25 protein-coding genes are annotated in these 25,625 nt (G+C 65.1%); 11 read left to right on the top strand and 14 right to left on the bottom strand.

Annotated elements, in window-relative coordinates:
• Both hydA and IEX41_RS08950 read right to left on the bottom strand, forming a co-directional pair.
• Entirely contained in the window at window positions 1–1,455 is a 1,455-nt protein-coding gene (gene hydA / locus IEX41_RS08955; protein WP_188789900.1) for a dihydropyrimidinase, read from the bottom strand.
• Between the two features lie 131 nt (window positions 1,456–1,586).
• A complete protein-coding gene (locus IEX41_RS08950) occupies window positions 1,587–2,837 on the bottom strand; it encodes a Zn-dependent hydrolase (RefSeq protein WP_188789899.1) in 1,251 nt (416 codons plus the stop codon).
• A gap of 190 nt (window positions 2,838–3,027) precedes the next feature.
• On the opposite strand from IEX41_RS08950, the gene IEX41_RS08945 reads away from it, so the two are divergent.
• On the top strand, window positions 3,028–3,648 hold the full coding sequence (locus tag IEX41_RS08945) for a TetR family transcriptional regulator C-terminal domain-containing protein (protein ID WP_188789898.1): 621 nt from the start codon (window positions 3,028–3,030) through the stop codon (window positions 3,646–3,648).
• A 163-nt stretch (window positions 3,649–3,811) separates the two neighbouring features.
• The gene (locus IEX41_RS08940; protein WP_188789897.1) at window positions 3,812–4,054 is read left to right on the top strand and encodes a hypothetical protein; all 243 of its coding nucleotides are present in this window, start codon (window positions 3,812–3,814) and stop codon (window positions 4,052–4,054) included.
• Window positions 4,055–4,204: 150 nt separating this feature from the next.
• Here IEX41_RS08940 and rpsD read toward each other — a convergent pair whose 3' ends face one another.
• Entirely contained in the window at window positions 4,205–4,825 is a 621-nt protein-coding gene (gene rpsD, locus IEX41_RS08935) for a 30S ribosomal protein S4 (RefSeq protein WP_188789896.1), read from the bottom strand.
• A gap of 331 nt (window positions 4,826–5,156) precedes the next feature.
• Here rpsD and IEX41_RS08930 point away from each other — a divergent pair, with 331 nt between their 5' ends.
• From IEX41_RS08930 to IEX41_RS08910, 5 genes are all read left to right on the top strand, one after another.
• On the top strand, window positions 5,157–5,972 hold the full coding sequence (locus IEX41_RS08930; protein ID WP_188789895.1) for an EAL domain-containing protein: 816 nt from the start codon (window positions 5,157–5,159) through the stop codon (window positions 5,970–5,972).
• A gap of 198 nt (window positions 5,973–6,170) precedes the next feature.
• Window positions 6,171–7,346 carry an acetyl-CoA C-acetyltransferase gene (locus IEX41_RS08925; protein ID WP_188789894.1) on the top strand — a complete coding sequence of 392 codons (1,176 nt, stop codon included), beginning with the start codon at window positions 6,171–6,173 and terminating at the stop codon, window positions 7,344–7,346.
• 37 nt (window positions 7,347–7,383) lie between these two features.
• Window positions 7,384–8,211 carry a patatin-like phospholipase family protein gene (locus IEX41_RS08920; RefSeq protein WP_188789893.1) on the top strand — a complete coding sequence of 276 codons (828 nt, stop codon included), beginning with the start codon at window positions 7,384–7,386 and terminating at the stop codon, window positions 8,209–8,211.
• Window positions 8,212–8,298: 87 nt separating this feature from the next.
• The gene (gene phbB, locus IEX41_RS08915; protein WP_188789892.1) at window positions 8,299–9,021 is read left to right on the top strand and encodes an acetoacetyl-CoA reductase; all 723 of its coding nucleotides are present in this window, start codon (window positions 8,299–8,301) and stop codon (window positions 9,019–9,021) included.
• A gap of 140 nt (window positions 9,022–9,161) precedes the next feature.
• Window positions 9,162–10,073 (top strand): VOC family protein, encoded by a 912-nt coding sequence (locus IEX41_RS08910; protein ID WP_188789891.1) that lies wholly within the window; start codon window positions 9,162–9,164, stop codon window positions 10,071–10,073.
• A gap of 179 nt (window positions 10,074–10,252) precedes the next feature.
• On the opposite strand, the gene IEX41_RS08905 is transcribed toward IEX41_RS08910, so the two are convergent.
• From IEX41_RS08905 to IEX41_RS08895, 3 genes are all read right to left on the bottom strand, one after another.
• Window positions 10,253–10,426, bottom strand: a complete 174-nt coding sequence (locus tag IEX41_RS08905) for a YdcH family protein (RefSeq protein WP_188790124.1) — start codon at window positions 10,424–10,426, stop codon at window positions 10,253–10,255.
• Window positions 10,427–10,541: 115 nt separating this feature from the next.
• Window positions 10,542–11,315 (bottom strand): tRNA1(Val) (adenine(37)-N6)-methyltransferase, encoded by a 774-nt coding sequence (locus IEX41_RS08900; RefSeq protein WP_188789890.1) that lies wholly within the window; start codon window positions 11,313–11,315, stop codon window positions 10,542–10,544.
• Entirely contained in the window at window positions 11,305–11,520 is a 216-nt protein-coding gene (locus IEX41_RS08895) for a putative signal transducing protein (protein ID WP_188789889.1), read from the bottom strand. The genes IEX41_RS08900 and IEX41_RS08895 overlap by 11 nt, the downstream gene beginning before the upstream one ends.
• Before the next feature lie 55 nt (window positions 11,521–11,575).
• On the opposite strand from IEX41_RS08895, the gene IEX41_RS08890 reads away from it, so the two are divergent.
• On the top strand, window positions 11,576–12,577 hold the full coding sequence (locus IEX41_RS08890; protein ID WP_188789888.1) for a polyprenyl synthetase family protein: 1,002 nt from the start codon (window positions 11,576–11,578) through the stop codon (window positions 12,575–12,577).
• Window positions 12,578–12,608: 31 nt separating this feature from the next.
• Here IEX41_RS08890 and IEX41_RS08885 read toward each other — a convergent pair whose 3' ends face one another.
• Together IEX41_RS08885 and IEX41_RS08880 are read right to left on the bottom strand one after the other, a co-directional pair.
• Window positions 12,609–13,511: a 4-(cytidine 5'-diphospho)-2-C-methyl-D-erythritol kinase gene (locus IEX41_RS08885; RefSeq protein WP_188789887.1), complete on the bottom strand. Its 903-nt coding sequence runs from the start codon at window positions 13,509–13,511 to the stop codon at window positions 12,609–12,611.
• Window positions 13,504–15,228: a tetratricopeptide repeat protein gene (locus tag IEX41_RS08880; protein ID WP_188789886.1), complete on the bottom strand. Its 1,725-nt coding sequence runs from the start codon at window positions 15,226–15,228 to the stop codon at window positions 13,504–13,506. The genes IEX41_RS08885 and IEX41_RS08880 overlap by 8 nt, the downstream gene beginning before the upstream one ends.
• A gap of 193 nt (window positions 15,229–15,421) precedes the next feature.
• Between IEX41_RS08880 and IEX41_RS08875 the strand changes: the two genes are divergently transcribed.
• Window positions 15,422–17,920 carry a cation:proton antiporter gene (locus IEX41_RS08875; protein WP_188789885.1) on the top strand — a complete coding sequence of 833 codons (2,499 nt, stop codon included), beginning with the start codon at window positions 15,422–15,424 and terminating at the stop codon, window positions 17,918–17,920.
• Window positions 17,921–17,968: 48 nt separating this feature from the next.
• Here IEX41_RS08875 and IEX41_RS08870 read toward each other — a convergent pair whose 3' ends face one another.
• The 6 genes from IEX41_RS08870 to IEX41_RS08845 all read right to left on the bottom strand — a co-directional run bounded on the left by IEX41_RS08870 (window position 17,969) and on the right by IEX41_RS08845 (window position 23,870).
• Window positions 17,969–18,259: a 4a-hydroxytetrahydrobiopterin dehydratase gene (locus IEX41_RS08870; protein ID WP_188789884.1), complete on the bottom strand. Its 291-nt coding sequence runs from the start codon at window positions 18,257–18,259 to the stop codon at window positions 17,969–17,971.
• Entirely contained in the window at window positions 18,256–19,488 is a 1,233-nt protein-coding gene (locus IEX41_RS08865; protein ID WP_188789883.1) for a GNAT family N-acetyltransferase, read from the bottom strand. Before IEX41_RS08865 ends, IEX41_RS08870 begins: the two co-directional genes overlap by 4 nt.
• Window positions 19,489–19,533: 45 nt before the next feature.
• Window positions 19,534–20,289 (bottom strand): glycerophosphodiester phosphodiesterase family protein, encoded by a 756-nt coding sequence (locus IEX41_RS08860; RefSeq protein WP_188789882.1) that lies wholly within the window; start codon window positions 20,287–20,289, stop codon window positions 19,534–19,536.
• Between the two features lie 8 nt (window positions 20,290–20,297).
• Entirely contained in the window at window positions 20,298–20,759 is a 462-nt protein-coding gene (locus tag IEX41_RS08855; protein ID WP_188789881.1) for a RidA family protein, read from the bottom strand.
• 85 nt (window positions 20,760–20,844) lie between these two features.
• On the bottom strand, window positions 20,845–22,143 hold the full coding sequence (locus IEX41_RS08850) for an HlyD family type I secretion periplasmic adaptor subunit (RefSeq protein WP_188789880.1): 1,299 nt from the start codon (window positions 22,141–22,143) through the stop codon (window positions 20,845–20,847).
• Window positions 22,140–23,870: a type I secretion system permease/ATPase gene (locus IEX41_RS08845; RefSeq protein ID WP_188789879.1), complete on the bottom strand. Its 1,731-nt coding sequence runs from the start codon at window positions 23,868–23,870 to the stop codon at window positions 22,140–22,142. Before IEX41_RS08845 ends, IEX41_RS08850 begins: the two co-directional genes overlap by 4 nt.
• 236 nt (window positions 23,871–24,106) lie before the next feature.
• Here IEX41_RS08845 and IEX41_RS08840 point away from each other — a divergent pair, with 236 nt between their 5' ends.
• Both IEX41_RS08840 and IEX41_RS08835 read left to right on the top strand, forming a co-directional pair.
• The gene (locus IEX41_RS08840) at window positions 24,107–24,886 is read left to right on the top strand and encodes an MlaA family lipoprotein (protein WP_188789878.1); all 780 of its coding nucleotides are present in this window, start codon (window positions 24,107–24,109) and stop codon (window positions 24,884–24,886) included.
• Complete coding sequence (locus tag IEX41_RS08835) at window positions 24,886–25,488, top strand: MlaC/ttg2D family ABC transporter substrate-binding protein (RefSeq protein ID WP_188789877.1); 603 nt, start codon at window positions 24,886–24,888, stop codon at window positions 25,486–25,488. The genes IEX41_RS08840 and IEX41_RS08835 overlap by 1 nt, the downstream gene beginning before the upstream one ends.
• Window positions 25,489–25,625 lie beyond the last annotated feature (137 nt).

The raw sequence follows: 25,625 nt of genomic DNA, 5'->3' as shown, positions 1-25,625 counted from the left end.
TCAGACCCCGCTGGCGGGAATGCCCGTACGCTCGACCGGGCGCGGGGCGGTCAGCGCCTTCCACGAGGACAGCGCCTGGTTCACGGTCCCCGAAGCGGGACGCTTGACGAATTGGCCATGCCCCTCCTGCGATTTCAGATCGCCGTCGACAACGGCCACCCGGCCACGGGTCAGCACGTAGCGCGGCAAGCCCTTGACCTCCTTGCCCTCGAACACGTTGTAGTCGATGGCCGACTGCTGCGACGCCGCGGAGATGGTCTTGGTTTTCTCGGGATCCAGCACCACGAGATCCGCATCCGCCCCCACAAGCACCGCCCCCTTGCGCGGATAGCAGTTCAGGATCTTGGCAATATTGGTCGAGGTCACGGCGACGAACTCTTCCTTGGTCAGCCGCCCGGTGCCCACGCCATAGGTCCAGAGCATCGGAATACGGTCCTCCAGGCCGCCGGTCCCGTTGGGGATCTTGGTGAAATCTCCCACGCCATAGCGTTTCTGGTCGGTGGTGAAGGCGCAATGGTCCGTCGCCACACAGGACAAGGACCCCGAGGCCAGCCCGTTCCAGAGACTGTCCTGATGCATCTTGTTGCGGAAGGGCGGCGACATCACGCGCCGCGCCGCATGATCCCAGTCTTTGTCGAAATACTCGGAGTCGTCGAGTGTCAGGTGCTGGATCAGCGGCTCGCCCCAGACCCGCTTGCCCAGCATCCGGGCACGGCGAATGGCCTCGTGGCTGTCCTCGCAGCTCACATGCACCACATAGAGCGGCACCCCGGCCATGTCGGCGATCATGATGGCCCGGTTGGTCGCCTCGCCCTCCACCTGCGGCGGACGGGAATAGGCGTGGCCCTCGGGGCCGTTGTTGCCCTCGGCCAGCAGCTTGGCGGACAGCTCCGCCACCACGTCGCCGTTCTCTGCATGGACCAGCGGAATCGCCCCCAGTTCGGCGCAGCGCTTGAACGAGGCATACATCTCGTCATCGTTCACCATCAGCGCGCCCTTGTAGGCCATGAAATGCTTGAAGGTGGTGATCCCGCGCTCTTTGACGACGGTCTCCATCTCGTTGAAGATCTGCTCGTTCCACGAGGTAATCGCCATGTGGAAACTGTAATCGCAATGGGCGCGCGTGGACTTGTTGTCCCACGTCTTCAGCGCATCCAGCAGGCCCTGATCGGGCGACGGCAGCGCGAAATCGACCACCATCGTGGTCCCCCCCGCCAGCGCCGCGCGGGTGCCGCTTTCGAAATCATCCGCCGAATAGGTGCCCATGAACGGCATCTCGAGATGGGTGTGCGGATCGATCCCGCCCGGCATGACATAGCAGCCGGTGGCATCCAGAACCTCGTCGCCCGAAAGGCCCTTGCCGATCTCGATGATCTTGCCGCCCTCCACGAGCACATCCGCCTCGTAGCTGTAATCCGCGGTGACGACGGTGCCGCCCTTGATGACTGTGGTCATTGTCTTGCTCCCTGCCGGGGCCCGCGCCCCGATCTTCCTTTGACTTCAAATATCCCGGGGGTGCGGGGGCAGAGCCCCCGCGTCGTGCACAGCACGGCACAGCCAACACCGCCCGGCAGCATTTCGCGCGGTCACTCCACGATTTCCGCCGTCTCAAGCACCGCCCGGAAGAGCACCTCGGCACCCGCCGTGGCCCAGTCCTTGGAAATCTCCTCCGCCTCATTATGCGAGATGCCCTTCACGCACGGGCACATCACCATGGTCGCAGGCGCCACCTTCGCGGCCCAGCAGGCGTCGTGCCCGGCCCCGGAAATGATATCGAGGTGCGAATATCCCAGCTCTTCGGCGGCCTTGCGCACGTTGCCCACAAGCGTCTCGTCGAAGGTCACCGGATCGAAATGGCCCACCGCCTCGACACCGCACTGCACCCCGATCTCCTCACAGATCTCGGCCGCACGACGTTCGATCTCGGCCCGCATCCGGTCCAGCTTGTCCTGGGAGGGCGTCCGCAGATCCACGGTGAACACCACCGAGCCCGGCAGCACGTTGCGCGAGTTGGGCGAGAACTGCATCTGCCCCACACCGGCCACGGCACCGGGCTGCTCGGACATGGCAACCTGCTGCACCATCTCGAGAACCCGCGCCATCGCGAGGCCCGCATTCACCCGCATCTCCATCGGGGTGGAGCCGGTATGCGCCTCGCGTCCCGTCAGCGTGAACTCGAGCCACCACAGACCCTGGCAATGGGTGACGACGCCGATGTCCTTGCCCTCGGCCTCGAGGATCGGTCCCTGTTCGATGTGCAGCTCGTAATAGGCGTGCATCTTGCGCGAGCCGACCTCCTCGTCACCCTTCCAACCGATACGCTCGAGCTCGGCGCCATAGGTCTTGCCCTCGAGATCCTTGCGCCCGTAGGCGTACTCGAGAGGGATCTCGCCGGCGAACACGCCCGACGCCATCATCGCGGGTGCGAACCGCGCGCCTTCCTCGTTGGCCCAGTTCACCACCACGATGGGGTGCTTCGTCCGGATGCCGAAGTCATTCATCGACCGCACCGCCTCGAGCGCACCAAGCACGCCAAGAACGCCGTCATACTTGCCGCCCGTGGGCTGGGTGTCGAGGTGGCTGCCCACGTAGACGGGCAGCGCGTCCGGGTCGGTGCCCTCACGGGTCATGAACATGGTGCCCATCTTGTCGACGCCCATGCTCAGGCCCGCCTCATCGCACCACGACTTGAACAGGTCGCGGCCTTCGGCATCCTCGTCGGTCAGCGTCTGCCGGTTATTGCCCCCCGCGATGCCCGGCCCGATCTTGGCCATTTCCATGAGGCTGTCCCACAACCGGTCGCCATCGATCCGGAGGTTCTCTCCCGATACCGCCATTCCGCTTCCCCTGTCGTTCTTTATGGTCGTCTGCTGTATTTGAGGGCCAGGCTCCCGTCCGGCCCACGTGTTTTTTACCATTTGGTAAAGGTACGATTGCAACCGTCCCGGAACCTGTCAAGAATCCTCTACCGTGACCCGCGCGTCAGCCGGGCCGACATGCCCGGAATTTGTGCGGAGACCCCAGACAATGGCCCAGACCGCTGCCAAGAAACCCAGCCGCATCCAGCTGCGCAATCGGCGCAGGATCATGGACGCGGCGCTCGAGGTGTTTTCGCAGCACGGCTATCGCGGCGCGACGCTGGACCAGATCGCCGAGGGAGCGGGCATGTCCAAGCCCAACCTCATCTACTATTTCGATGGCAAGGAAGCGATCCACGTCGCCCTACTGAACGCGCTGATGACCGAATGGCTGGCTCCGCTGCAGGACATGAACCCCGGCGGTGAGCCGCTGGATGAAATCCTGACCTACGTGCGCCGCAAGATGGAGATGAGCCGGCTCTACCCCCGCGAAAGCCGTCTCTTCGCGAACGAGATCCTGCAGGGTGCGCCGCGCATGGGTCCGCATCTCGTGTCCGGCCTGAAACCTCTTTTTGATGAGAAGGCCGCGCTCATTGGCCGCTGGATGGAGGATGGGCGACTGGCGAAATCCGATCCCCAGCAGCTTATCCTATCGATCTGGGCGATCACCCAGCACTACGCGGATTTCGACGCCCAGATCCGCGCCCTGATCCCCGACGAGGCAGCGGGCTGGGACGCCGCGAATGCGCATGTGGAGCGCATTTTCCGTGAATTGCTTACGGCCAATTAACCTTACTCCCACACTCTGGACCGCACACGCACTGCCTTCTGCGGAAGGCTAGGCAGACGCCCCCTGAACAGCGGTCATTCAAGGGATGCCGTCACTGGAATGTTCAGGGCGCCACGGAGACGGAATAGGGACACCGCCACTGGCGGAAAGCTATCGGGGGCCCATGGAACACAAGACAGATTTTCATGAAGCGCGTTCGCGCGGACACGCGTGGCAGGCGCGCTTCTTTGCCGCCATGGCTTCACGCAGGTGCAAGGTGCTGCGCTGCGCCAAGCAGGACGCAGAGCGTGAATTGGGCTACGAGGCACTGCATGCAGCGGTGAAGGCGCGGCGCTTCCACCTCGTGGAATGCGGGGACCAATACGTGATCATATGCGATTCCAACCAGGTCCGGGTCCACCACTAGCGACGGCAGCGCCAGATCAGGCCGCCTTGCGAAGTCAGCGGGGAAAGCCTGTGCCGCACCGCTCCGGCCGCCCCTGCCTCAGCCTTTGATGCGCAAAGAAAAAGGCCGCCCCGGAGGAGCGGCCTTTCGCAATCGTCGCAGAGAACCGGATCAGTTCTGTGCGTAGTATTCGATGACAAGGTTCGGTTCCATCTGGACCGCGTAGGGCACGTCACCCAGCGACGGCGTGCGCACAAAGGTCGCAGTCATCTTGGAGTGGTCGACCTCGAGGTAGTCGGGAACGTCACGCTCGGGCAGCTGCGAAGCTTCGATCACGAGTGCCATCTGCTTGGACTTCTCGCGGACCTCGATCACGTCGCCTTCCTTCACACGGTAGGAGGGGATGTTCACGCGGCGGCCGTTCACGAGCACGTGGCCGTGGTTCACAAACTGACGGGCGGCGAAGACGGTCGGCACGAACTTGGCGCGGTACACGACGGCGTCGAGGCGGCGCTCGAGCAGGCCGATGAGCAGCTCACCGGTGTCGCCACGCAGACGCTCGGCGTCCGAGAAGATGCGGCGGAACTGCTTCTCGGTCATGTCGCCGTAGTAGCCTTTAAGCTTCTGCTTGGCGCGAAGCTGCAGGCCGAAGTCGGACATCTTGCCCTTGCGGCGCTGGCCGTGCTGGCCGGGGCCGTATTCACGGCGGTTCACCGGGGACTTGGCGCGGCCCCAGATGTTTTCGCCCATGCGGCGGTCAATTTTGTACTTGGCAGAGGTACGCTTGGTCACCGTCTGATCTCCTTCTATATGTGTGCCACGGCTGCCTTGCGACGGGCTGCGGCAATGAAGGGCGTTGTCCTCTTCCCGGACCTGCACGCAGGCGAACCCGCGCTTGGCGCCCCGGTCTGACAGGCATCCCCTTACGGGGGCCACCAACACCAATGAAGCGGCGCTTATATGCGGATCGGGGCCGGAGTCAACAGCCAAGAGAACAGGGCGAATTGCACGACACTCGGCGGGATTTTACGCGCGGTTAAGGCCGCGCGGTCAAAGGTGGCGTCAACGGGCCCGTGGCTTCTGCGATTCCATCGGCCCCACGAGTCAAAAGGACGGTTTTTCGATGCAAGTGCCCCTGCAAGGACAGAACCCGCTCGACCTGGCCGTGGCAAGCCGCGATAGCAAGGTCATCGACACGGTGCGCGCGGCGATCCGACACCGGCAGGTGCTTCTGGCTTTCCAGCCCGTGGTGCAGGCCCGCCAGCCCGCCAGCACGGCCTTCTATGAAGGGCTGATCCGCGTCATGGACGAAACCGGCCGGATCGTCCCCGCGCGGGACTTCATGTCACACATCGAAGAGACGGAATATGGCCGCATCCTAGACTGCATCGCGCTGGAAAAGGGCCTCGAAGAGCTGATGGCCGAACCCGGGCTGCGCCTTGCGGTCAACATGTCCGCACGCTCCATCGGCTATCCGCGCTGGTCCGAGGTGCTTCGCGCCGGGCTTTCTGCCGATCCCACCTTGGGCGAACGGCTTATCCTCGAGATCACCGAGGCTTCGGCCATGCTGGTGCCTGAGCTGGTGATCGGCTTCATGACCGAATTGCAGCGCCAGGGCATCTCTTTCGCGATGGACGATTTCGGCGCGGGATACACCGCCCTGAGACATTTCAAGCAGTTCCACTTCGACATCCTGAAGATCGACGGCCAGTTCATCCGCGACATCGCGCAGGATCCTGACAACCAGGTGATGACTCGGGCCATTATCTCGATCGCCGAACAGTTCGACCTCTTCACCATCGCCGAATCGGTAGAACGGGCGGAAGACGCGCAGTTCCTGACCAAGATCGGAATCGATTGCCTTCAAGGCTATTTCTTCGGCGCCCCCACCATCAGCCCCGCGTGGCGGGACGGTTCGATCGGCCGCGCCAGCGCCTGACGGCACGGGCCTCTCAAGCAGAAAAACGCCTCTGACGGGGGTTTGCGCTAGCAAATACCCCAATTGCATGAGTTTTCCGCACCTGCCCCCTAGTCTTCCCGAAAACCCGCAGGCTATGAATTGGACGCAAGATCCAGAAGGGAGGCTTGCCGACATGCTGGCGCCTTCCTCTTCACGCTCTGCTTGGAGGAGTTATCCATGACCAACGTCGTCATCGTTTCCGCGGCCCGTACCGCCGTCGGCAGCTTCGGGGGCAGCTTTGCCAACGTCCCCGCGCATGATCTGGGCGCAGCCGTGCTCGAAGCGCTCGTCGCCCGCGCGGGCATCGACAAATCCGAAGTATCGGAAACGATCCTCGGCCAGGTGCTGACCGCGGCCCAGGGCCAGAACCCGGCGCGTCAGGCCCACATCAACGCGGGCTTGCCCAAGGAAGCCGCCGCATGGGGCATCAACCAGGTCTGCGGGTCGGGCCTGCGGGCCGTAGCGCTTGGCGCCCAGCACATCATGCTTGGCGACGCGTCGATCATCTGCGCCGGCGGGCAGGAGAACATGTCCATGAGCCCCCACGCGCAAAACCTGCGCAACGGGCACAAGATGGGCGACACCAAGTTCATCGACACCATGATCAAGGACGGCCTCTGGGACGCGTTCAACGGCTACCACATGGGCCAGACCGCCGAGAACGTGGCAGAGCAGTGGCAGATTTCCCGCGAGCAGCAGGATGAATTCGCCGTTGCGTCGCAGAACAAGGCCGAGGCCGCGCAGAAGGCCGGCAAGTTCGATGACGAGGTGATCGCCTACACCGTGAAGGGCCGCAAGGGCGACACCATCGTCGACAAGGACGAATACATCCGCCACGGCGCGACCATCGAAAGCATGCAAAAGCTGCGCCCGGCCTTCACCAAGGACGGCAGCGTCACGGCGGCCAACGCCAGCGGCATCAATGACGGCGCCGCCGCCGTCATGCTGATGAGCGCCGAAGAGGCCGAAAAACGCGGGCTCGAGCCGCTGGCACGCATCGCCTCCTACGCCACCGCCGGGCTTGACCCGTCGATCATGGGCACTGGCCCCATCCCCGCCTCGCGCAAGGCACTGGAAAAGGCCGGCTGGGCTGTGGGCGACCTCGACCTCATCGAGGCGAACGAGGCCTTCGCCGCGCAGGCCTGCGCCGTGAACAAGGACATGGGCTGGGATCCGTCCAAGGTGAACGTCAACGGTGGTGCCATCGCCATCGGCCACCCCATCGGTGCCTCGGGCTGCCGCGTGCTCAACACCCTGCTGTTCGAGATGAAACGCAGCGATGCCAAGAAGGGCCTTGCGACCCTGTGCATCGGCGGCGGCATGGGCGTGGCCATGTGCCTCGAACGTCCCTGACGGGCCAGGGCCGCGCCCGGCGCGGCCCGACCTCACTATGGTGACAATTCCCCAAGATCCCGACCAGATCGTCTTTTCCGGCGGCGGTCTGAGATGCTTCTGGCAGGGTGGTTTCATGACCACCCTGTGCCAGTCCCGAACCCTGTCGCCAAAGCGGCTCACCGGTGTCAGCGGCGGCGCCCTTGCGGGGGCGGCGTACCTGTCGGGCAACGAACGCCGCCTGCTGAACAGCATGTGCGAGGCGTTTGAAAAGCAGGACAGCAACATCGACCTTTTTGCCGCGAACGAAGACGGCATCACCCCTCACCAAGAGCTTTACTGCCGTGTCGTTGCCGACGTGATCGACGATGCCGCCGCGAAGGCCATCGCCGACGGCCCGCAGTTCCAGATCCTCATCGCGCATCCTCCGGACAGCAAGCTGCCGACGCTCACCGGCGTCGCCATGGCCGCGATCTACGAGGCCGAGCTGCACACGGTGAATTCGCCGCATTTCTCATGGACTCAGAAGCTGGGCCTGACCTCGCACCTCGTGGACGCCAACCAGGCCGCCCGCGACGGCACCCTGATCGAACTGATCTCGGCCGCGGCGGTGATCCCGCCGGTGTTCGAGCCGCCGCTCTGGCAGGATCGCCGCGTGGTCGATGGCGGCATGGCCAACCAGGCACCCCTGCCCGAGCCCGACGAGGGCAGCACCATGGTGCTGCTCACCCGCGATTACGCCCGCCTGCCGAAGGTGGAGGGGCGTTTCTACATCGCTCCGTCAAAGGAAACGCCGGCGGACAAGATCGATTTCACGGATCCGCAAAAGTTGCGCGATACCTGGACACAAGGCGAGCGCGACGCGCAGCGCTACCTGCAGGACTAAAGAGTGGTGCGCAATATTGTTGCGCATATAGTTTCCAAATAGTATCAACGTTACCGAAAACTAAGTTAATATGGGAGTGGAGGGAATATGGCACGAGTTGCACTGGTCACCGGCGGAAGCCGCGGCATCGGCGAGGCGATCTCGAAGGCGCTCAAGGCGGCAGGCTACGAGGTGGCAGCGACCTACGCCGGCAACGATGAGAAGGCAGCAGCCTTCACGGCGGAAACCGGCATCAAGACCTACAAGTGGAACGTGGCCGACTACGAATCGTCCAAGGAAGGCATCGCACAGGTCGAGGCCGACCTCGGCCCCATCGATGTGGTCGTGGCCAACGCGGGCATCACCCGCGATGCGCCCTTCCACAAGATGACCCCGGAGCAGTGGAACGAGGTGGTCGACACCAACCTCACCGGCGTCTTCAACACCGTTCACCCGGTCTGGCCCGGCATGCGCGAGCGCAAGTTCGGTCGAGTCATCGTGATCTCGTCGATCAACGGCCAGAAGGGTCAGTTCGCCCAGGTGAACTATGCCGCGACCAAGGCGGGCGACCTCGGCATCGTGAAGTCGCTGGCGCAGGAAGGCGCGCGCGCGGGCATCACCGCCAACGCCATCTGCCCCGGCTACATCGCCACGGAAATGGTCATGGCCGTTCCCGAAAAGGTGCGTGATTCCATCATCGCCCAGATCCCCACGGGCCGCCTTGGAGAGCCCGAGGAAATCGCGCGCTGCGTGGTGTTCCTTGCCTCGGACGACGCGGGCTTCCTCAACGGCTCGACGATCTCGGCCAATGGCGGTCAGTTCTTCGTCTGACGCCTGCGCATTGCGCATTTCGGCCCCGGTGCATCCGCGCCGGGGCCTTTTCGTGCGCGGTTGAACAGCATCGGCGCGCAGAGCGGCGTTTCAGCTCCGCCCTCGCGGCCTATCTTTTCCCAAGCAACGGGAGAGATCCGATGACCGAAGTTCAGGGACTGCACCACGTCACCGCCTATGCGAAGGGCGCGGCGCGCAACAACGGCTTTTTCACGGAAACGCTCGGCCTGCGCCGGGTGAAGACGACGGTGAATTTCGACGCGCCGGACATGTATCATCTGTACTACGCCGACGCTGTCGGCACGCCCGGCACGGTGATGACCTATTTTCCGATCCCGCACGCGGCCCCGGGCAGACCAGGGCGGGGCGAGGTGTCCCGGACCGTTTTCGCGGTGCCGCAAGGCAGCCTCAAGCACTGGGAAACCCGGCTCTCCGCCATTGGAGAGGTCACGCGGGACGAGGTCTTCGGCACCGGGCGGCTGCTGTTCACCGGCCCGGACGGCGACCGTCTTGCCGTTACGGAGGCGACCGCCCCCGGTAGGCTCTGGACCGAACGCGTGCCGGAGGCGGAGGCGATCACCGGCTTCCATTCGGTCGAGCTGAGCCTTGGCGACATTGGCGCCACGGCTGATGTGCTGCGCCTCTTGGGCTATGTCGAGGATGTCTCAGAACCGGGGGCCGCGCGGTTTCGCCTGCCGGGTGGAAATGGCGCGAATCTGATCGATCTGCGCCAGCTCGACGCGCCGCGTGCCCGGCCTGGCGCAGGAAGCGTGCACCACGTCGCCTTCTCTGTCTCGGATCGGGAGGCACAGCTTACGCTGTCGGGGACGCTTGAGGCCGAAGGGATCAGAGTGACCGAACAGCTCGACCGTAACTACTTCTGGTCGACCTATTTCCGCAGCCCCGGCGGAGTGCTGTTCGAGATTGCGACGGACGGCCCCGGCTTTGCCCATGACGAAGATCCGCGGCACCTTGGCGAACGCCTGATGCTGCCGGCACAACATGAACACCTGCGCGACAAGCTCGGGCAAAGCCTTGAGCCACTGCAGTGATCCGAGAGGAGGGCACCGGCTTCATGGGAGCGTTGACTTAAGTCAGCGATGGGTCGCGACAGAATTCCGGGCCTATTCGCCCAGACCTGCCCCGGCCCCGGGTCAGGTCCCGGGGCCAAGTATTTTGGCAACCGGCCCGGCGGGGGACGCCGCCGGGCCGTTAATCCTTGCGAAAGGTGTCAGTGCATGTTGCTGCTGATGCGGGAAATCTCTTCCTTGAGCAGCAATTTCTGTTTCTTCAGCTGGGCGACGTGGAGACCATCAGCGCTTGGACTGCGCTGAAGGTGTTCTACAGCGGTAGAGAGGTTCTGGTGCTTCTTCTTCAGTTCCTGCAGGTGCGAACTCAAGCTCATAACATTCCTCCTGTGCTGGGTCTGGAGAATCCAGTCCATCACGTTTTTCGATTCCAGTCACGCCGCAGGTGCAAAACAAGTGAATATTACCTTCACCTACACCTTCAGCGCACGATCACTGCGGAAAAGGTAGGGCTCTACCATCTCTCAGCGCCGCTCTGATGACATCGGAATAGTCGTCACCGTCTTCAAGATGGACCGGCCCGCGATGCATCGCGAGCGGCGGATGCAGGCGAAATGCCGCCCGTCCGTTCTTGCGCCCACGGGCGAAAAACAGCCGAGGTGGCCGTCCGTCGCGGGGCACCAGCGGCCAGACCTCGATCGATCCGAGCGCACTGGGCATCGCGCCCAGCAGCTCGGGCAGGCGTTCCACCCGCTGCACGAAGGTCGCCGTGCCGCCCGGCTTCAGCCGCCGCGCCGCCAGCGTCACCCATGCCGGCAGGGACAATGGCCCGGCTAGACCCATCTCGCGCCCCGGATCGGCAGCGGCCCGGCGCGAGCCCGGCTCGAAATAGGGCGGGTTAGCCATGACATGATCGAAGCTTTGCGCCTTGAGCGGGGCAGGCGGCGCGGCGATGTCACCCTCGAACACCTCACCGACAAGGCCGTTGCCCTCAAGGTTGCGGCGGGCCAGCGCGGCGTAGGCGGGCTGGATCTCGAGCCCTGCGAGGCGCAGGCCCGGCACCCGCGTGCCAAGGCAGCACAGCGCCGGACCAGCGCCGCAGCCCAGTTCAAGCACAGATTGGCCCGGCGTCGCGGGAATCGTCGCGGCCAGCAAGACCGGGTCCACCCCGGCGCGGTAACCAAACAAGGGCTGCCAGATCGTCACCAGCCCCCCGAGGAAATCGTTGCACCCGAGTTCGGGGGTGCCAAAGGCTTCAACCCTCAAAATCCACACCGTTTTCGTACAGCACCATTCTAGCGCGAGGCAGATCACCGCTGCGCACCATGAGGCGGCGCGGCAAAATACCTATCGAGCCTTCAAGAATGCTCATGTTTACGTCCAGCTCGAAGCTGTCTATACCCTCCCCGTCAAGGAGTGTTCTGACCAGCGGGATCAGCGTGATGTCGGTGGTGCGCAAGAGCTCTTCCATGACGTGGATGTAAGGACAGGGCCGTCGCCTTGTCGAGCCTGATACCGAGGGTTTGATGGGTCTGGACACGCCGAAGCAAAAGCCGCACGACCGGCTCGCAGAGCTTCTTTCCGAGGACATGAACGGGGTCAACGCCCTGATCCGTGAGAGGATGGCGTCGAAACACGCGCCGCGCATCCCCGAAGTCACGGCGCATCTTGTCGAAGCGGGGGGCAAACGGCTGCGGCCGCTGCTGACCCTCGCCTCCGCGCGGATGTGCGGCTACGAGGGGCCGTTCCACGTGCACCTTGCCGCGACGGTGGAGTTCATCCACACAGCGACCCTGCTGCACGACGATGTGGTCGACGAAAGCAGCCAGCGCCGGGGCCGCCCCACCGCCAACCTGCTGTGGGACAACAAGTCGAGCGTGCTGGTCGGGGATTACCTCTTTGCCCGCGCCTTCCAGCTGATGGTGGAGCCCGGCAACCTGCGGGTGCTCGACATCCTGTCGAATGCCGCCGCCACCATCGCCGAAGGCGAGGTGCTGCAGCTGACCGCCGCGCAGGATCTCAAGACCACCGAGGACATCTACATTCAGGTGGTGCGCGGCAAGACCGCCGCGCTGTTCTCGGCGGCGACCGAAGTGGGTGGCGTGATCGCCGGCGTGGACGATGCGCAGACGCAGGCGCTGTTCGATTACGGCGACGCGCTGGGAATCGCCTTCCAGATCGCGGACGATCTGCTGGATTACCAAGGCGACACCAAGGCCACCGGCAAGAACGTCGGCGACGATTTCCGCGAGCGCAAGCTGACCCTGCCGGTGATCAAGGCCATCGCCGCCGCCGACGAAGAGGAGCGCGCCTTCTGGAAGCGCACCATCGAGAAAGGCGACCAGCAGGACGGCGATCTCGAACATGCGCTTGAACTTCTGAACCGGCACGGCGCGCTTGCCGCCACCCGCGACGACGCGCTTGGCTGGAGCGAAAAGGCCCGCGCGGCCATAGCCACGCTGCCCGCGTCCGAGCTGCGCGACGTTCTGTCGGACCTTGCTGAATTCGTGGTAAGCCGGGTCCACTGACCCGGCAAGCTGCCCGCCCTTCCGGGCGGGCTTATTGCGCCGGAACTGCGGCGCGCGGCTGGGCCATGGCGGAACAATCGCCAAGGCGGCCGGTCCTGATCCACCAATCCGGATGCGCTTGTTGCAGGGCCTCGGCGGCGGCAAAGGCATCCGCATCCCGTGCGAACAGGCCAAAGCACGTCGCCCCCGACCCAGACATGCGCGACAGGCCGCAGCCCTTCTGGGCGGCAATCTCGTCCAGCACGTCCCGGATGGCCGGCTGCACCTTGCAGGCCGCCGGTTCAAGATCGTTGCGGGTGTGCCCGAGAAAATCGATCAGCGCGGCGCTTCCTGTCAGCATCGGCAAGCGCGCCGGAAGCGGCGCGTTATCGCGGCGCTCCATGGCGCGGTAAACGTCCGGGGTCGATACCTGCAGGCGCGGGTTCACCAACACCGCCTGCACTTGTGGCAGGGACGCAGGCACCAGCCGTTCGCCGATGCCCCGCGCGCGCAGCGGACGCGAGGGCACGCACATGGGCACGTCGGCCCCAAGGCTCAGCACCGTGGCGCCGTGCTCGCGCAGAAGTGTGTCCGCGATGGTCGCCGGGTTCTCCCCGGCCAAGGCCAGCATCCCCCGCAGCGCGGCAGCCGCGTCGGCAGAACCACCGCCGATGCCGGACGCGGTGGGCAGGGATTTCTCCAGGACGATCTCGGCCCCCTGCCCGTCTGCCATCAAAGACGCCGCGCGCAGGGCAAGGTTGGACAGGTCCGTCGGCAGGCCATCGGCCTCCGGCCCCGTCACCTTGAGAGACAGGTCCGGGCTTGGCTTGATTGTCAGTCGGTCCCCTACCGGAGCGAAAGTCACCAGCGTGTCGAGCAGGTGGTAGCCGTCATTGCGGCGGCCGATCACGTGCAGTGCAAGGTTGATCTTCGCCGGGGCAAAGATCTCAGTCACGTTTGGCAACCTCCAGCGGCGGTTTGCCTTCCTCGGCCAGCACCTGAGACAAGCCGACTTTAAGCTTGCGGCGGATGCGGTCCGGGTCGACCTCGTCAGAGGCATCTTCCCAATCGACGAAGCTGAGCGCGCGCTGCCACTGGAACCGTGCCTCGTTGGTGCGGCCCACGGCCCAGTACACGTCGCCGAGGTGATCGTTGACCACCGGGTCCACCGCCATCAGCTCGGCGGCGCGTTCCATGTGGGTCACGGCCTCTTCGTACTGGCCCATGCGATAAAGCGCCCAGCCAAGGCTGTCGACGATGTAGCCACTGTCGGGCGAGGCCGACACGGCGCGTTCGATCATCGCCAGCGCCTCGTCAAGCTTCACCTCGTGTTCGACCAGCGAATAGCCGAGGTAGTTGAGCACCTGCGGCTGGTCCGGGTTGAGTTCCAGCGCCTGGCGCAGATCCTCTTCGGCGCCCTCCCAGTTGCCCAGCCGCTCTTTCGAGATGCCACGGGCGTACCACAGGAACCACTGGCCGGGATTGTCCGGCTCAAAGGCACTGATGGCGGAGCTGTAGGCGTCGATTGCCTCCTGGTAGCGTTCCAGCTGACGCATCATGTCGCCCAGTGCCGATTGCACCGTCGCCTCGTCACCGTGGCTGGAGGCCAGCTGTTCCAGCACTTCCACAGCGGCATCCATGCGCCCCTCGGAACGCAGCGCCTCGGCACGGCCCAGCTCGGCGGCGTGGTAGGACGGGTTATCGCGCGGCACCTTGCGGTAAGTGGCCACCGCAAGATCATATTGTTCGAGGCTTTCCAGCAGGTTGGCCGACATCAGGATAGCGCCGGCATGATCGGGCCGAAGGTATTCCGCGATGCGCGAATATAGCAGGGTGAAATCGTCGTTCGCTTCGGCCGACAGGGCACCGGCGAGGGTGTAGAACACCTCAGCGATACCGTCACGGGGGCTGTTGACGTAGGTGAAGGGCAGCACTTCGCCGGCGGCGAGCTCTTCGCGCATTTCCGCGAGGGCGGGGTCCATGGGCGGCGGGAAACCTTCGTCGATCATCGCCACCGCCTCGTCCTGGCGGTCAAGCTGGCTCAGGATCTCGGCACGGGCCATGACGGCACGGCGGGTGAACTGCATCGACCCGGCGAGGTTCTGGGCAAAGATCTCCTCCGCCCCCTCGAAGTCACCGACCGAGGCCAGCGCCATAGCCTTGTGATAATGCGCGAAGGTAGCAAAGCCCCGCTCCTCGGCGAGGGTGTCGAAGGCGTTGACGGCAGCGGTCATGTCGCCCTGCCCCAGCCGCGACCAGCCGACCAGAAGACCGTCGACCAGTGGGCCGATGGCCGTCTCGCTTTCGGCGCGTTCGATCATCTCGGCATAGCGTTCATTGGCCGCCATGTCCGCGATCTCGGCCATGTGGCCGATCTGGCTGGTGTAGCCCTTTTCGGTCATGTCCTTCGCCAATTCGATCGCGTGTTCAAGATCGCCCAGCGACAGATTGGCCAGCACCGCCCGTTCCAGCAGGCCCGGATTTTCCGAATCGTAGGCGATGGTGCGGCCGTAGTATTCCGCCGCCGCCTTGAAATCGCCCATGAAGCTGGCCTGACGCGCGGCGAGGTAATCGCCCGACAGGCTTGCCGCCGCAGCGGGGCTGCAAAGCGCCGTCAGAAGCCCGATGGCCGCGACCGTGTTGCGAAGTGCCTTCTGCGTGCTGCCTGCCATGCGCTGCGCTCCTGTTGATACCTGTTGGCCTATGCTAAACCGCCAAAGGTTAGCAGGCAATGGACGAGCCATTCACGCCAGCGTCACTCCGGGCCCGCCGCACCGGCGGTGCATTGCCAACTTTTCGCGAAACACCCGTGATCCGGGCGTCGAAACCTTTTGCTGCCCGCTGTATTGCCGCTATTTCAGCGGCATGGACATCGTTCTCATCACCACCGTCATCGCGTCGCTTTTCCTTGTCATCGGCATGTCCGAACCGCTCGCGGCAAAGTTGCGCCTGCCTTACAGCGTGATCCTCGCCGTCATCGGCATCCTGCTGGGCGGTGGCGCGATCTTTTTCCTCAACACGACGCTGACGGACGCGCTCAACCCGGTGGCCGAGGCGATCATCCAGCTGCCGATCCGGTCCAACGTTTTCCTGTATGTCTTCCTGCCCACACTGCTGTTCCAGGCGACGCTGGGCATGGACCTGAGGCGGATGCTCGATGACTGGGTGCCGATCCTCGTGATGGCGGTGGTCGCGGTGGTGGTGGCGACGCTGAGCGTCGGCTACGCGCTGTCCTATGCCTCGAGCCTGCCGCTGGCGGCCTGCCTCCTGATCGGTGCCATCGTATCCACCACGGACCCCTCGGCGGTAATCTCGATCTTCCGCGCACTGTCGGCGCCGCGACGGCTTGCCCGGATCATCGAAGGCGAAAGCCTGCTGAATGACGCCGCGGCCATCGCGCTGTTTGGTTTCTTCATGGGCTTCGTCATGCTGGGCCTGCCCGACCCCACGCTCGAGGACGCGCTGGCGCGCTTCCCGATGCTGATCGTCGGCGGGGCGGTCACCGGCTTCGTCGTGGGTCGGGTGATGATCCGGCTCATGGGCATGTTTGAACGCCACGAGCTGGCGCAGCAGTCGCTGTCGGTGGCGGTCCCATACCTTGCCTACATTATCGCGGAACAAAGCGTTGGTGCCTCGGGCGTGATCGCCGTGGTGGCGGCGGGCCTGACGCTGAACCTTGTTGGGCCGGGACGGCTGCCGCCTCAGGCGTGGCTCAACCTGCGCGAGGTCTGGGATCTTCTGGCGCACTGGGCCGGAGCGCTCATCTTCATCCTTGCCGCCCTGCTGATCCCAAGGATGCTCGAGGAATTCCGGCTGTCGGATGCGGGCCTTGTCCTCGTGGTGGTCATCGCGGCGACGCTGGCGCGGGCGGTGATCCTGTTCGGCCTGCTGCCGGTGCTGACCAAGGTGCGGCTGTCGCCGGTGGTGGAACGGCCCTACCGGGTCGCCATCCTATGGGGTGGGCTGCGCGGGGCGGTCACGCTGGCGCTGGCGCTGGCGGTCACCGAAAGCTTCCGCATTCCCGTCGAGGTCAAGCGCCTCGTGGGCATCCTCGCCACCGGCTACGCCCTCTTCACCCTGCTGGCACAGGGCACCACGCTGCGCTGGGTGATCCGCAAGCTGGGGCTCGACAGGCTGACCGCCCTCGACAACGCGCTGTCGAAGCAGGTGGTCGCCGTGGCCCTGCAGACCGTGCGCGAGGACGTGGCCAAGACCACCTCGAACTACGATCTCGACAAGCAGATCATCCGAAACGAGGCCAAACGGTTCGGTGACCGGCTGGAAGCGGCAGTGAAATCCGCCGAGGAGGAAACCGACATCCTCGACAAGGACCGGGTGACACTGGGCCTCATCGCGCTGGCCGGCGCCGAACGCGACACGATCATCGCGCGAGTGCGGGACCATTCGATCTCGACCCGGCTGTCGGAAACGCTGGTCTCCGACGCGGATCGCCTGATCGAGGCCACTCGCACCGGCGGCAGGTCGGGCTATCGCAAAGCGGCACGGCGGTCGACGTCTTACGGGCGGCAGTTCCGGTTGGCGGTGGCGCTGCACAACCGCTTCGGGCTGTCGGGGCCACTGGCCCGACTTACCGCCGACCGATTCGAGATCTTGCTGTCCCAGCGCCTGATCCTGCGCGATCTTGGCGGGTTCACCCATGGGCGCATCCGGCGGATCCACGGGCGGCGGGTGTCGGACCTGCTGACCGAGCTTCTGTCGCGCCGCGTGGAACAGGTGGACACCGCGCTCGAGGGGCTTCGGCTGCAATACCCCGGTTACGCCGAGACGCTGGAACGCAGCTTCATCCAACGGATCCAGCTGCGGCTGGAGGAGCGCGAATACGACACCATGCGCGCGGACGCACTGATCGGGGACGAGGTGCACACCGCGCTGATGCAGGGCATTGAAGAGCGCCGCCTTGAAACCGAAAAGCGCCCTGATCTGGATGTCGCCCTGCGCCGCTCCGAGCTGGTGCGCCAGTTCCCTCTCTTTGCGGACCTAGATGAGGGCGTGGCCAAGCGGCTCGCCAAGTCCCTCGCCGCGCAATACGTCAACGCGGGCGAAATCGTGATGCACCGCGACAGTCCGGCGCGCAGCGTGTTCTTCATCGCCACCGGCGCGGTCGAGATGGAGCAGCGCGGTCAGAGCTGGCTGCTGGGCCGGGGCGAGATGTTCGGCCAGATGGCCATCCTCACCCAGCGCCCGCGCATGGCAGAGGCCCGGGCCATCGCGCCGACGACGCTTCTGAAACTGGATGAGGCGCGGTTCCGGCGGCTTCTCAAGCGCAGCGAGACCCTGCGTGAGGCGGTCCGGACAAGCGCGGTCAAGCGCGGACTGGACCCGGACAGCATCCTGACGTCCTGATACCGGCAAAAGGCGAAGGAGCAGGCATTGCCCGCCCCTTCGCGCAGATCACAATGCGTCGAACTTGCGCGCCAGCTTGGCGTCGAGAGACGACAGCCCGTCCACGTCATGGGTGGTCAGCACCACCTCGACGGTCTTGTAGACGTTGGTCCATTCGGGGTGGTGGTTCCACTTCTCCGCCCAGAAGGCGGCGCGGGTCATCCATGAAAACGCCTCGACGAAATCCTCGAAGACGAAGGTCTTGGTGATCGCGTCGCGCCCTTCCGTCATTTTCCAGCCATTGGCCAGAAGCGGCGCGAGGATGGTGTCGCGGGCCGTGTCGGACAAACGTTCGGTCATTCCTGCTCTTTCCTGTTCTCTTTTCTGAACGGGCCCCAGTCGGTAAGGATCTCGATCTCTTCCCCGACGGCGCGCCGCTCCTCTTCGAGATAGCTCTCGACCGCGCGGGCGAAACCCCGGTCCGCGATCCAGTGCAGCGAATGTGTTTCCATCGGCAGGTATCCGCGGGCCAGTTTGTGTTCCCCCTGCGCCCCCGCCTCGACCCGGCCAAGCCCGTGGGCGATGGCAAAGTCGATGGCCTGATAATAGCACGCTTCGAAATGCAGGCAGGGATGATCTTCGACGCAGCCCCAATAGCGCCCGTAGAGCGCATCGCGCCCGATGAAATTCAGCGCCCCGGCCACGTCCATGCCATCGCGGCTGGCCATGACCATCGCCATGTCGCCCCGCATGGTCTCGTGCGCGATTTCGAAGAATTCCCGGGTGAGGTACGGCTGCCCCCATTTGCGCGCGCCGGTGTCCTGGTAGAAGCGCCAGAAGCTGTCCCAGTGCTCGGGCTCGATCTCGTCCCCGGTCAGCATGCGGATCTCGCCGCCGAAGGCCTGCGCGGTGCGCCGCTCCTTGCGGATCGCCTTGCGCTTGCGCGAGGCCAGCGTCTCGAGGAAGGCGTCGAAATCGGCGTAGCCCCGGTTGAGCCAGTGGAACTGCTGGGTGGTGCGGCGCAAAAGACCCATTTGTTCGCCCGCGATGGCCTCGGCCTCGGTGCAGAAGGTAACGTGAAGCGAGCTTAGCCCGTTCTCGGCCCCGAGCTGAACCGCCCCCTGCACCAGCGCGGAAATGCCCATGGTTTCATACCCCGGCCGGGTCAGGAACCGCCGCCCGGTGGCGGGGGTGAACGGCACGGCGATCTGCAGTTTCGGATAATAGCGCCCGCCCGCGTTCTCGTAGGCATGGGCCCACGAGTGATCGAAGATATACTCGCCTTGGCTGTTGCCCTTTGCATAGAGCGGCGCTGCGGCAATGATCTGCCCGTCCACCTCGACCACGAGATAGCGCGGCTCCCACCCAGTGCCGCGCCCGACCGATCCCGACGCCTCGAGCGCATGAAGAAAGCGCCAGGTGGTGAAGGGATCATTGGGGCGGCCGCCATCCGCCGCCTCGGGACAGGCGCAGGCGTCCCAGTCCAGCGGGGCGATCTGGTCGATCGAGGTGAGGACATTGACGGCGACGGTGGCGCCGGAGGTGTCTTGGCCGTCGGGTCTTTGGTCGGTGGGGCTCTGGTCAGTCATGCGCATCTTCCCTTGGTCCAGTATCTGGCACCGGATGCGCCCGGATCAAGCGATGTATCCCTCGAACGTGATGTTGTCCGCCACCGCACGCGCGGTCGCCTCCTGCTCGGGGGTGCGGATGGTCCAGCACAGGACAGGATGGCCGGCGGCCTTCAGTTCAGCCACGCGGGGACGGTCCAGATCATTCCAGTGGTGGCTGATGAAGCTGGCGCCGACCCGGTCGAAATCGGGAATGCCGCGCAGGCGCTCGCGGTGGGAATGGGACAGCTCGGGGAAATCGTCTTCGGTATAGGCGCAGGTGGTCAGGCCGCGCGGCAGGTCCGGGGCCAGCTGTTCCAGCGCAACCATGGCATGCGGGTTGAACGACATGAGCGCCACCGGCCCCCGGTAGCCGGTCAGCGCCGCAACCGTCGCCGCCTCGAGCGGGCCGACGTTGCTGCCCAGCGCACCATCCTGATCCTTGACCTCGATCAGCAGGGGCACGCGGCCATCCACCAGCTTCAGCACCTCGCGCAGGGTGGGCACGCCGGTCGTGCCGCCGCGCAGCACGATCTTGGACAAGTCAGCGGCAGAGCGGTCCTTGACCGCTCCGACCGCGAGGGTGAGGCGTTCGAGATCGTAGTCATGGAACACCATGGCCTGCCCGTCGCCAGACAGTTGCAGGTCGATCTCGATGCCGTAACCGGCTTCGACCGCCGCCCCGATCGCCTCGAGCGAGTTCTCGGGGCGCCCCCGTGACAGGTCGTGGTAGGCGCGATGCGCGATGGGGCGCTCGAGGAAGGCGGCGGGAAGAGGCGTCATGGCGTTGCTCAGGCCAGCTCGAAGATGGCTTCGATCTCGACCGCGACTCCCAGGGGCAGCGAGGCGGCAGAAACAGCCGAGCGCGCATGCCGGCCAGCGTCGTCCAGCAGCGCGACCATCAGGTCGGATGCACCGTTGATCACCTTGGGCTGGTCCGTGAAGTCTGCGGTGGAGTTGACGAAGCCGGTCAGCTTGACCACGCGCTTGAGCTTGGACAGGTCACCCCCGCAGGCGGCGCGGGCCTGTGCCAGCAGGCTCAGTGCGCAAAGCTGCGCAGCCTTGGCACCGTCCTCGACCGACATGTCCGCGCCGAGCTTGCCTTTGACAAGGCCGTCCGGCCCCTGGCTGATCTGGCCCGAGACGTAGACCGTGTTGCCGCTCTGGACGTAGGGCACGTAGTTGGCGGCAGGGGCCGGGGCGTCGGGCAGGCTCAGGCCCAGTTCGGAAAGGCGGGCGTCGATGTCGGACATGGGGTGGTCTCCTTGTTGGCGCACGGGTGGGCCCCGCGGCGATTCCGGCGCAGGCTAGCGCTGCGCCGGTACAATGGAAATACCCTCAACCTTCCCGGAACGCGCGCGAGAAGTAATCGGTGAACGGCTTCACCAGGTAAGCAATGGGCGTGCGGTCTGCGGTGCGCAGGAACGCCTCGACCGGCATACCGGGGATAAGCGCCACGCCCTCGGGCAGGCGCTGCACTTCGCCTTCGCGCAATTCGATCTCGGCACGGTAGAAGCGCACCGCTGTAGCCTCGTCGGTGAAGGCATCCGCCGAGATCTGGGTCACCCGGCCATAAAGTTCGGGCGTCGTGCGCTGGTCCAGCGCGGAAAAGCGCAGGAGCACCTCCTGCCCCACGTGGGTCTGGTCGATGTGGATAGGCTCAACCTGCACCGAGATCACCAGGGGCCGGTCCTGCGGCACGAGGTAAAGCACCGGCTCTGCCGCCCGGATGACCGAGCGTGGGGCAAAGACCGTCAGACCATAGACCGCCCCCGATACCGGCGCCGTAATGTCGAGCCGCCGCAGCTGTTCGCGCAGCGAGGCGCGCTGTTCGTAAAGCTCGCGGACGCGGTACTGCATGTCGCGCAGGGAAGTGATCGCCTCTTCGCGGCGGGCTGTTTCCAGCTTCAGCGCCTCGATCTCGAGCTCGGTGATCTGACCCTCGGCCTGCGCACGGCTGGCACCAAGCTCGCCCCGTTCCCCCGCGAGTCGCGCCGCCTCGCGTTCGAGCGACAGCACCCGGCTGGCCTGCGCGAGGCCACGCTCCAGCAAGGACCGCTGGTCCACCAGCTCTTCCTCCACGAAACCAAGCTGGTCGCCCATGGCTGCCACCTGCGCCTCGATCCCCTCGATCTGGTTGCCGATCTGGTCGGTGCGCTTGCCCAGTTGCTCGATCTCGCGGGCAAGGGAATCGCGGCGGGCGAAGAAGAGATTGCGCTGCCCCTCGACCAGTTCACCCACCTCGGCGTCAATTTCCGCGCGGACCAGCAGTTCCTCGGCAAAGGAGATCTCGTCGAGGCCATCGCGTTCCGACACCAACCGGGCGCGGCGGGCGAGCAGTTCGAAATACTGGCCCTCGGCGATGTTCAGCTCGGACAGCAGCAGCGTCGGGTCGAGCCGGATGAGCACGTCACCCTCGTCGACCATGTCGCCCTCTTCCACCAGGATCTCCTGCACCACCCCGCCGTCGGGGTGCTGCACCACCTGCCGGTTGCGTTCCACCTGAATCTGCCCGGAGGCGATGATCGCCCCCGAGATCTGCGTTGTCGCGGCCCAGGTCCCGAAGCCCGCCACCAGCAGGATCAGCGCCGACAGGCCCACGATAAGCGGCACGCGCATGGGAAAATCGGACGTCATCGCACTCCTCCCGGCCCGGTGCTCCGGGCAATCTGGTCGTGGTTCTTGACCATGGATCGCATCACTTCGTCCCGCGGACCGAAGGCGGCTCGCCCCCCGTTTTCAAGCATCAAGAGCATGTCGCATTCCCGGATCGCAGCGGGGCGGTGGGCCATGATCATCACCGACCGGCCTTCGGCCTTCATGGTGCGGATGGCGCGGTTGACCGCCTCGGACCCTTCGTTGTCGAGGTTGGAGTTGGGCTCATCCAGAACGAGGATCCGTGGATCACCATACATGGCCCGCGCCAGCCCGATGCGCTGCATCTGACCGCCTGACAGCCGCCCGCCGCTGGCGGTGACGCGGGTGTCATAGCCAGCGGGCAGCCGTAGGATCATGTCATGCGCGTCGGCCTTGCGGGCGGCGGCGACGATGGCCTCGGGGTCGGGGGAGTCGGAGAGGCGGGAAATGTTCTCGGCGATGGTGCCGTCGAACAGCGTCACGCGCTGCGGCAGGTAGCCGATGTGCCGCCCCAGATCCTGCCCATACTGGTCCAGAGACGCGCCATCGAGGCGGATCTTGCCCCCCGCAGGCCGCCAGACCCCGGTGATCGCCCGCGCCAGGGTAGATTTGCCGGCACCAGACGGTCCGATCACTCCAAGCGCCTGCCCCGGCACCATGTGGAAACTGACCAGCCGCAGCGCGGCTTGGTGTTCGCCCGGCGGCACCACCGTCAGCTGCGTGACCTCGAGACTGGCACGCGGCTGCGGCAGAGCGGTGCGATTGTCCTCGGGCGGGACCTCGGACAGAAGCCGCACGAGGTTGTCCCACCCCCTGCGCGCGCGCGTCACCAACGGCCACTGGCCCACCGCGAGCTCGATCGGGGCAAGGGCACGGCCCATGAGGATGGAGCCCGCGATCATCGCCCCCGGCGTCATCTCTCCGCGAAGCACAAGAAACGCGCCAAGGCCCAACATCGCCGACTGCAGGAACAGCCGGAAGGTGCGGGTGGTCACCGTGAAGGTGCCGATGATATCCGTGGTGCCAATCTGTCCTGACAGCGCCTTGGCCCGCGCCTTGTTCCAGCGCTTGAACGCTGCGTCACGCATGCCGAGGGATTGCACCATCTCTGCCTCGCTGCGGATCTGCTCCGACGTGGTTTCGGCCTGCAGGATGGCACGGTTGGATGTCAGCGTCGGTGTCGCGCTCAGCAGCTGGTTGAGGACGGTGACCGCAACAAGCACCAGCCCACCGCCCAGCGCGAGGAAGCCGAGCCACGGGTGGAAGACGAAGATCCCCGCGATGAAGATTGGCGTCCACGGAATGTCGAAGAAGGCCATGAGCACCGGCGAAGCCATCAGTCTCTGCACTGCCTCGAGATCCTTGAGGCCGGTCGCCGCCAGCTCGTCAGGCTGGACCGCGGCGCGGCGCATCACGGCGTCGAAGATCCGCATGTCGAGCGCCGACTGGAACCGCGCCGCCACCCGCGCCATAATCCGGCCTCGGGCGTAGTCGAGCAGACCCATCATGCCGTAAAGAAAGAGCACCAGCACCGACAGCGCCACCAGCGTCGCCACCGACCGCGAACCAAGCACCCGGTCGTAGACCTGCAACATGTAGAGCGGCCCGGTCAGCATCAGCAGGTTGACGAAGACGCTGAAGACGCCGGTCAGCCAATAGTACGGCCGGCTCGCGCGCCTCGCGGCACGAAGCTCTTCCAGTCCCTTGCCGGTGGTCCTGTTCGCCATTGTCTTCCCTGCCCCGAGCATCCCTGCGCCATCCGCAGAGAAGTCTTTTCGAGTATGCGGCATTCTCGCTTAGTATGCGCCACAAACCCTTTAGTGAATGTGACCGACCCATTGCCGTGTCACGCCGATGCCACAAACGCGATTCAGTTGGCAGTGTTGCCTGACGGCCTGCTTGCCTGCAAAGCTGTCAGCGGTGCTTACCGTCCATCGTTCTATTCAATCCTCGGGAATTTCCAATGTCATTCGCCCACCGGACCGCATCGCGGCGCAGCCCCGTCGTCGCCCTCATGCTTGCTGCGCTGCTTGGGCTTGGTGCCTGCGCCGTGCCGGGACCGGGCGAGGCGCCGGATGGCATCTTTGATCCCAACGAGGGCGCCAACCGCCGGGTCCACGCCTTCAACAAGCGCCTTGCGGGGGCCGTGTCGGGCGGGGACGGGCCGGGGGTGATGTCGTCGCTGCCAACGCCGGTCAGCACAGGGGTGCACAACTTCGCTGACACCGTGTCCCTGCCGCAGGTGGTGGTCAACCAGGTGCTGCAGCTGCGCCCCGGGCGGGCGCTGCGCAATACCGCGCGCTTCACGCTCAACGCCACGGCGGGCATTGCCGGGCTTTTCGATGTCGCCACGCCCTTGGGCCTGCCCGAGGATGACACCGATTTCGGCGAGACGCTGTATGTCTGGGGCTTCCCCGAGGGCGCCTACATCGAACTGCCCGTGCTTGGCCCCAACACCGAACGCGAGGCGGTGGGGCGGATCTTCGATCTTTTCACCGATCCGCTGAGCTACGTGATCCCCGCCCCCGACCGCTATTACGTCAAGGCGGTGCGGGTCGGTGACAAGGCGCTGGACGTGGCCGAGAACGGCGACACCATCGATGCGCTGCTGGACGGCAGCGCCGACAGCTACGCCCAGCTGCGCACCATCTACCTGCAAAACCGCCGCTACGAGCTGGGAGATGAAAGCGCCGGCGGATCGGACTATATTGACCCCGAGGCAATCGACACGGAGGGATTCTGATGACCATGCATTTCCACACCCGCAGGGGCATCATCGGCGGCGCGGCCGCGGCGGCCCTCGTGGCGACCCTGCCGGGCGCCGCACTGGCGGTCAGCGCCGGGCAGGCGCAGGACCTCGTCAACCGCATGGTTACCGACATCAACGGTGTCATCGACAGCGGCGGCTCGGAATCCGCGATGATCTCGCGGTTCGAACGTATCTTCCAGACCTATGGAGACATGCCCTATATCGCTGCCTACGCGCTGGGGGCCGACGGCCGCCGCGCCAGCCCGGCGCAGAAAAAGGCGTTCACCGCCGCCTTCTCGGGCTACGTGGCGCGCAAATACGGCAAGCAGTTCCGCAAGTTCATCGGCGGCCGGATCGAGGTGCAGGGCACCTCGAAGGTCAAGAACGCTTACCAGGTGCAGACCATGGCTCTGCTGCGCGGCCAGTCGCCCTTCGACGTGACCTTCTTCGTGGGTGAAAAGTCAGGGAAATTCTACAACATGTATGTCGAGGGCGTGAACATGCTGCTGACCGAACGCACCGAGATCGGGTCCATGCTTGACCGCCGGCGTGGCGATATCGACGCCATGATCGCGGACCTGCGCCGCGCCGGCTGACACGGCAGGACTGAGTGCATGACATCTCCCGTGGTCAGATCTCCCTGCAGGCATTCCCGCACAATGTCCGCTGCGCAAGGGCTCCTGCACCACGGAGGGGTGTCACCATGGACTTCAAGACCGCTGTCGCAACCTGC

Source organism: Salipiger pallidus (assembly GCF_014643635.1).
Classification (GTDB): Bacteria; Pseudomonadota; Alphaproteobacteria; order Rhodobacterales; family Rhodobacteraceae; genus Salipiger; species Salipiger pallidus.
This window is presented reverse-complemented; position numbering and strand designations above follow the sequence as displayed.

Coding starts and splice junctions, on each gene's coding strand:
- IEX41_RS08850 (WP_188789880.1), bottom strand. CDS start 22,143: ATGACGTCCGATTTTCCCATGCGCGTGCCGCTTATCGTGGGCCTGTCG.
- phbB (WP_188789892.1), top strand. CDS start 8,299: ATGGCACGAGTTGCACTGGTCACCGGCGGAAGCCGCGGCATCGGCGAG.
- IEX41_RS08940 (WP_188789897.1), top strand. CDS start 3,812: ATGGAACACAAGACAGATTTTCATGAAGCGCGTTCGCGCGGACACGCG.
- IEX41_RS08925 (WP_188789894.1), top strand. CDS start 6,171: ATGACCAACGTCGTCATCGTTTCCGCGGCCCGTACCGCCGTCGGCAGC.
- IEX41_RS08890 (WP_188789888.1), top strand. CDS start 11,576: ATGGGTCTGGACACGCCGAAGCAAAAGCCGCACGACCGGCTCGCAGAG.
- IEX41_RS08880 (WP_188789886.1), bottom strand. CDS start 15,228: ATGGCAGGCAGCACGCAGAAGGCACTTCGCAACACGGTCGCGGCCATC.
- IEX41_RS08910 (WP_188789891.1), top strand. CDS start 9,162: ATGACCGAAGTTCAGGGACTGCACCACGTCACCGCCTATGCGAAGGGC.
- IEX41_RS08845 (WP_188789879.1), bottom strand. CDS start 23,870: ATGGCGAACAGGACCACCGGCAAGGGACTGGAAGAGCTTCGTGCCGCG.
- IEX41_RS08930 (WP_188789895.1), top strand. CDS start 5,157: ATGCAAGTGCCCCTGCAAGGACAGAACCCGCTCGACCTGGCCGTGGCA.
- IEX41_RS08840 (WP_188789878.1), top strand. CDS start 24,107: ATGTCATTCGCCCACCGGACCGCATCGCGGCGCAGCCCCGTCGTCGCC.
- IEX41_RS08905 (WP_188790124.1), bottom strand. CDS start 10,426: ATGAGCTTGAGTTCGCACCTGCAGGAACTGAAGAAGAAGCACCAGAAC.
- IEX41_RS08835 (WP_188789877.1), top strand. CDS start 24,886: ATGACCATGCATTTCCACACCCGCAGGGGCATCATCGGCGGCGCGGCC.
- hydA (WP_188789900.1), bottom strand. CDS start 1,455: ATGACCACAGTCATCAAGGGCGGCACCGTCGTCACCGCGGATTACAGC.
- IEX41_RS08865 (WP_188789883.1), bottom strand. CDS start 19,488: ATGACTGACCAGAGCCCCACCGACCAAAGACCCGACGGCCAAGACACC.
- IEX41_RS08855 (WP_188789881.1), bottom strand. CDS start 20,759: ATGTCCGACATCGACGCCCGCCTTTCCGAACTGGGCCTGAGCCTGCCC.
- IEX41_RS08920 (WP_188789893.1), top strand. CDS start 7,384: ATGGTGACAATTCCCCAAGATCCCGACCAGATCGTCTTTTCCGGCGGC.
- IEX41_RS08950 (WP_188789899.1), bottom strand. CDS start 2,837: ATGGCGGTATCGGGAGAGAACCTCCGGATCGATGGCGACCGGTTGTGG.
- IEX41_RS08945 (WP_188789898.1), top strand. CDS start 3,028: ATGGCCCAGACCGCTGCCAAGAAACCCAGCCGCATCCAGCTGCGCAAT.
- IEX41_RS08875 (WP_188789885.1), top strand. CDS start 15,422: ATGGACATCGTTCTCATCACCACCGTCATCGCGTCGCTTTTCCTTGTC.
- IEX41_RS08870 (WP_188789884.1), bottom strand. CDS start 18,259: ATGACCGAACGTTTGTCCGACACGGCCCGCGACACCATCCTCGCGCCG.
- IEX41_RS08895 (WP_188789889.1), bottom strand. CDS start 11,520: ATGGAAGAGCTCTTGCGCACCACCGACATCACGCTGATCCCGCTGGTC.
- IEX41_RS08860 (WP_188789882.1), bottom strand. CDS start 20,289: ATGACGCCTCTTCCCGCCGCCTTCCTCGAGCGCCCCATCGCGCATCGC.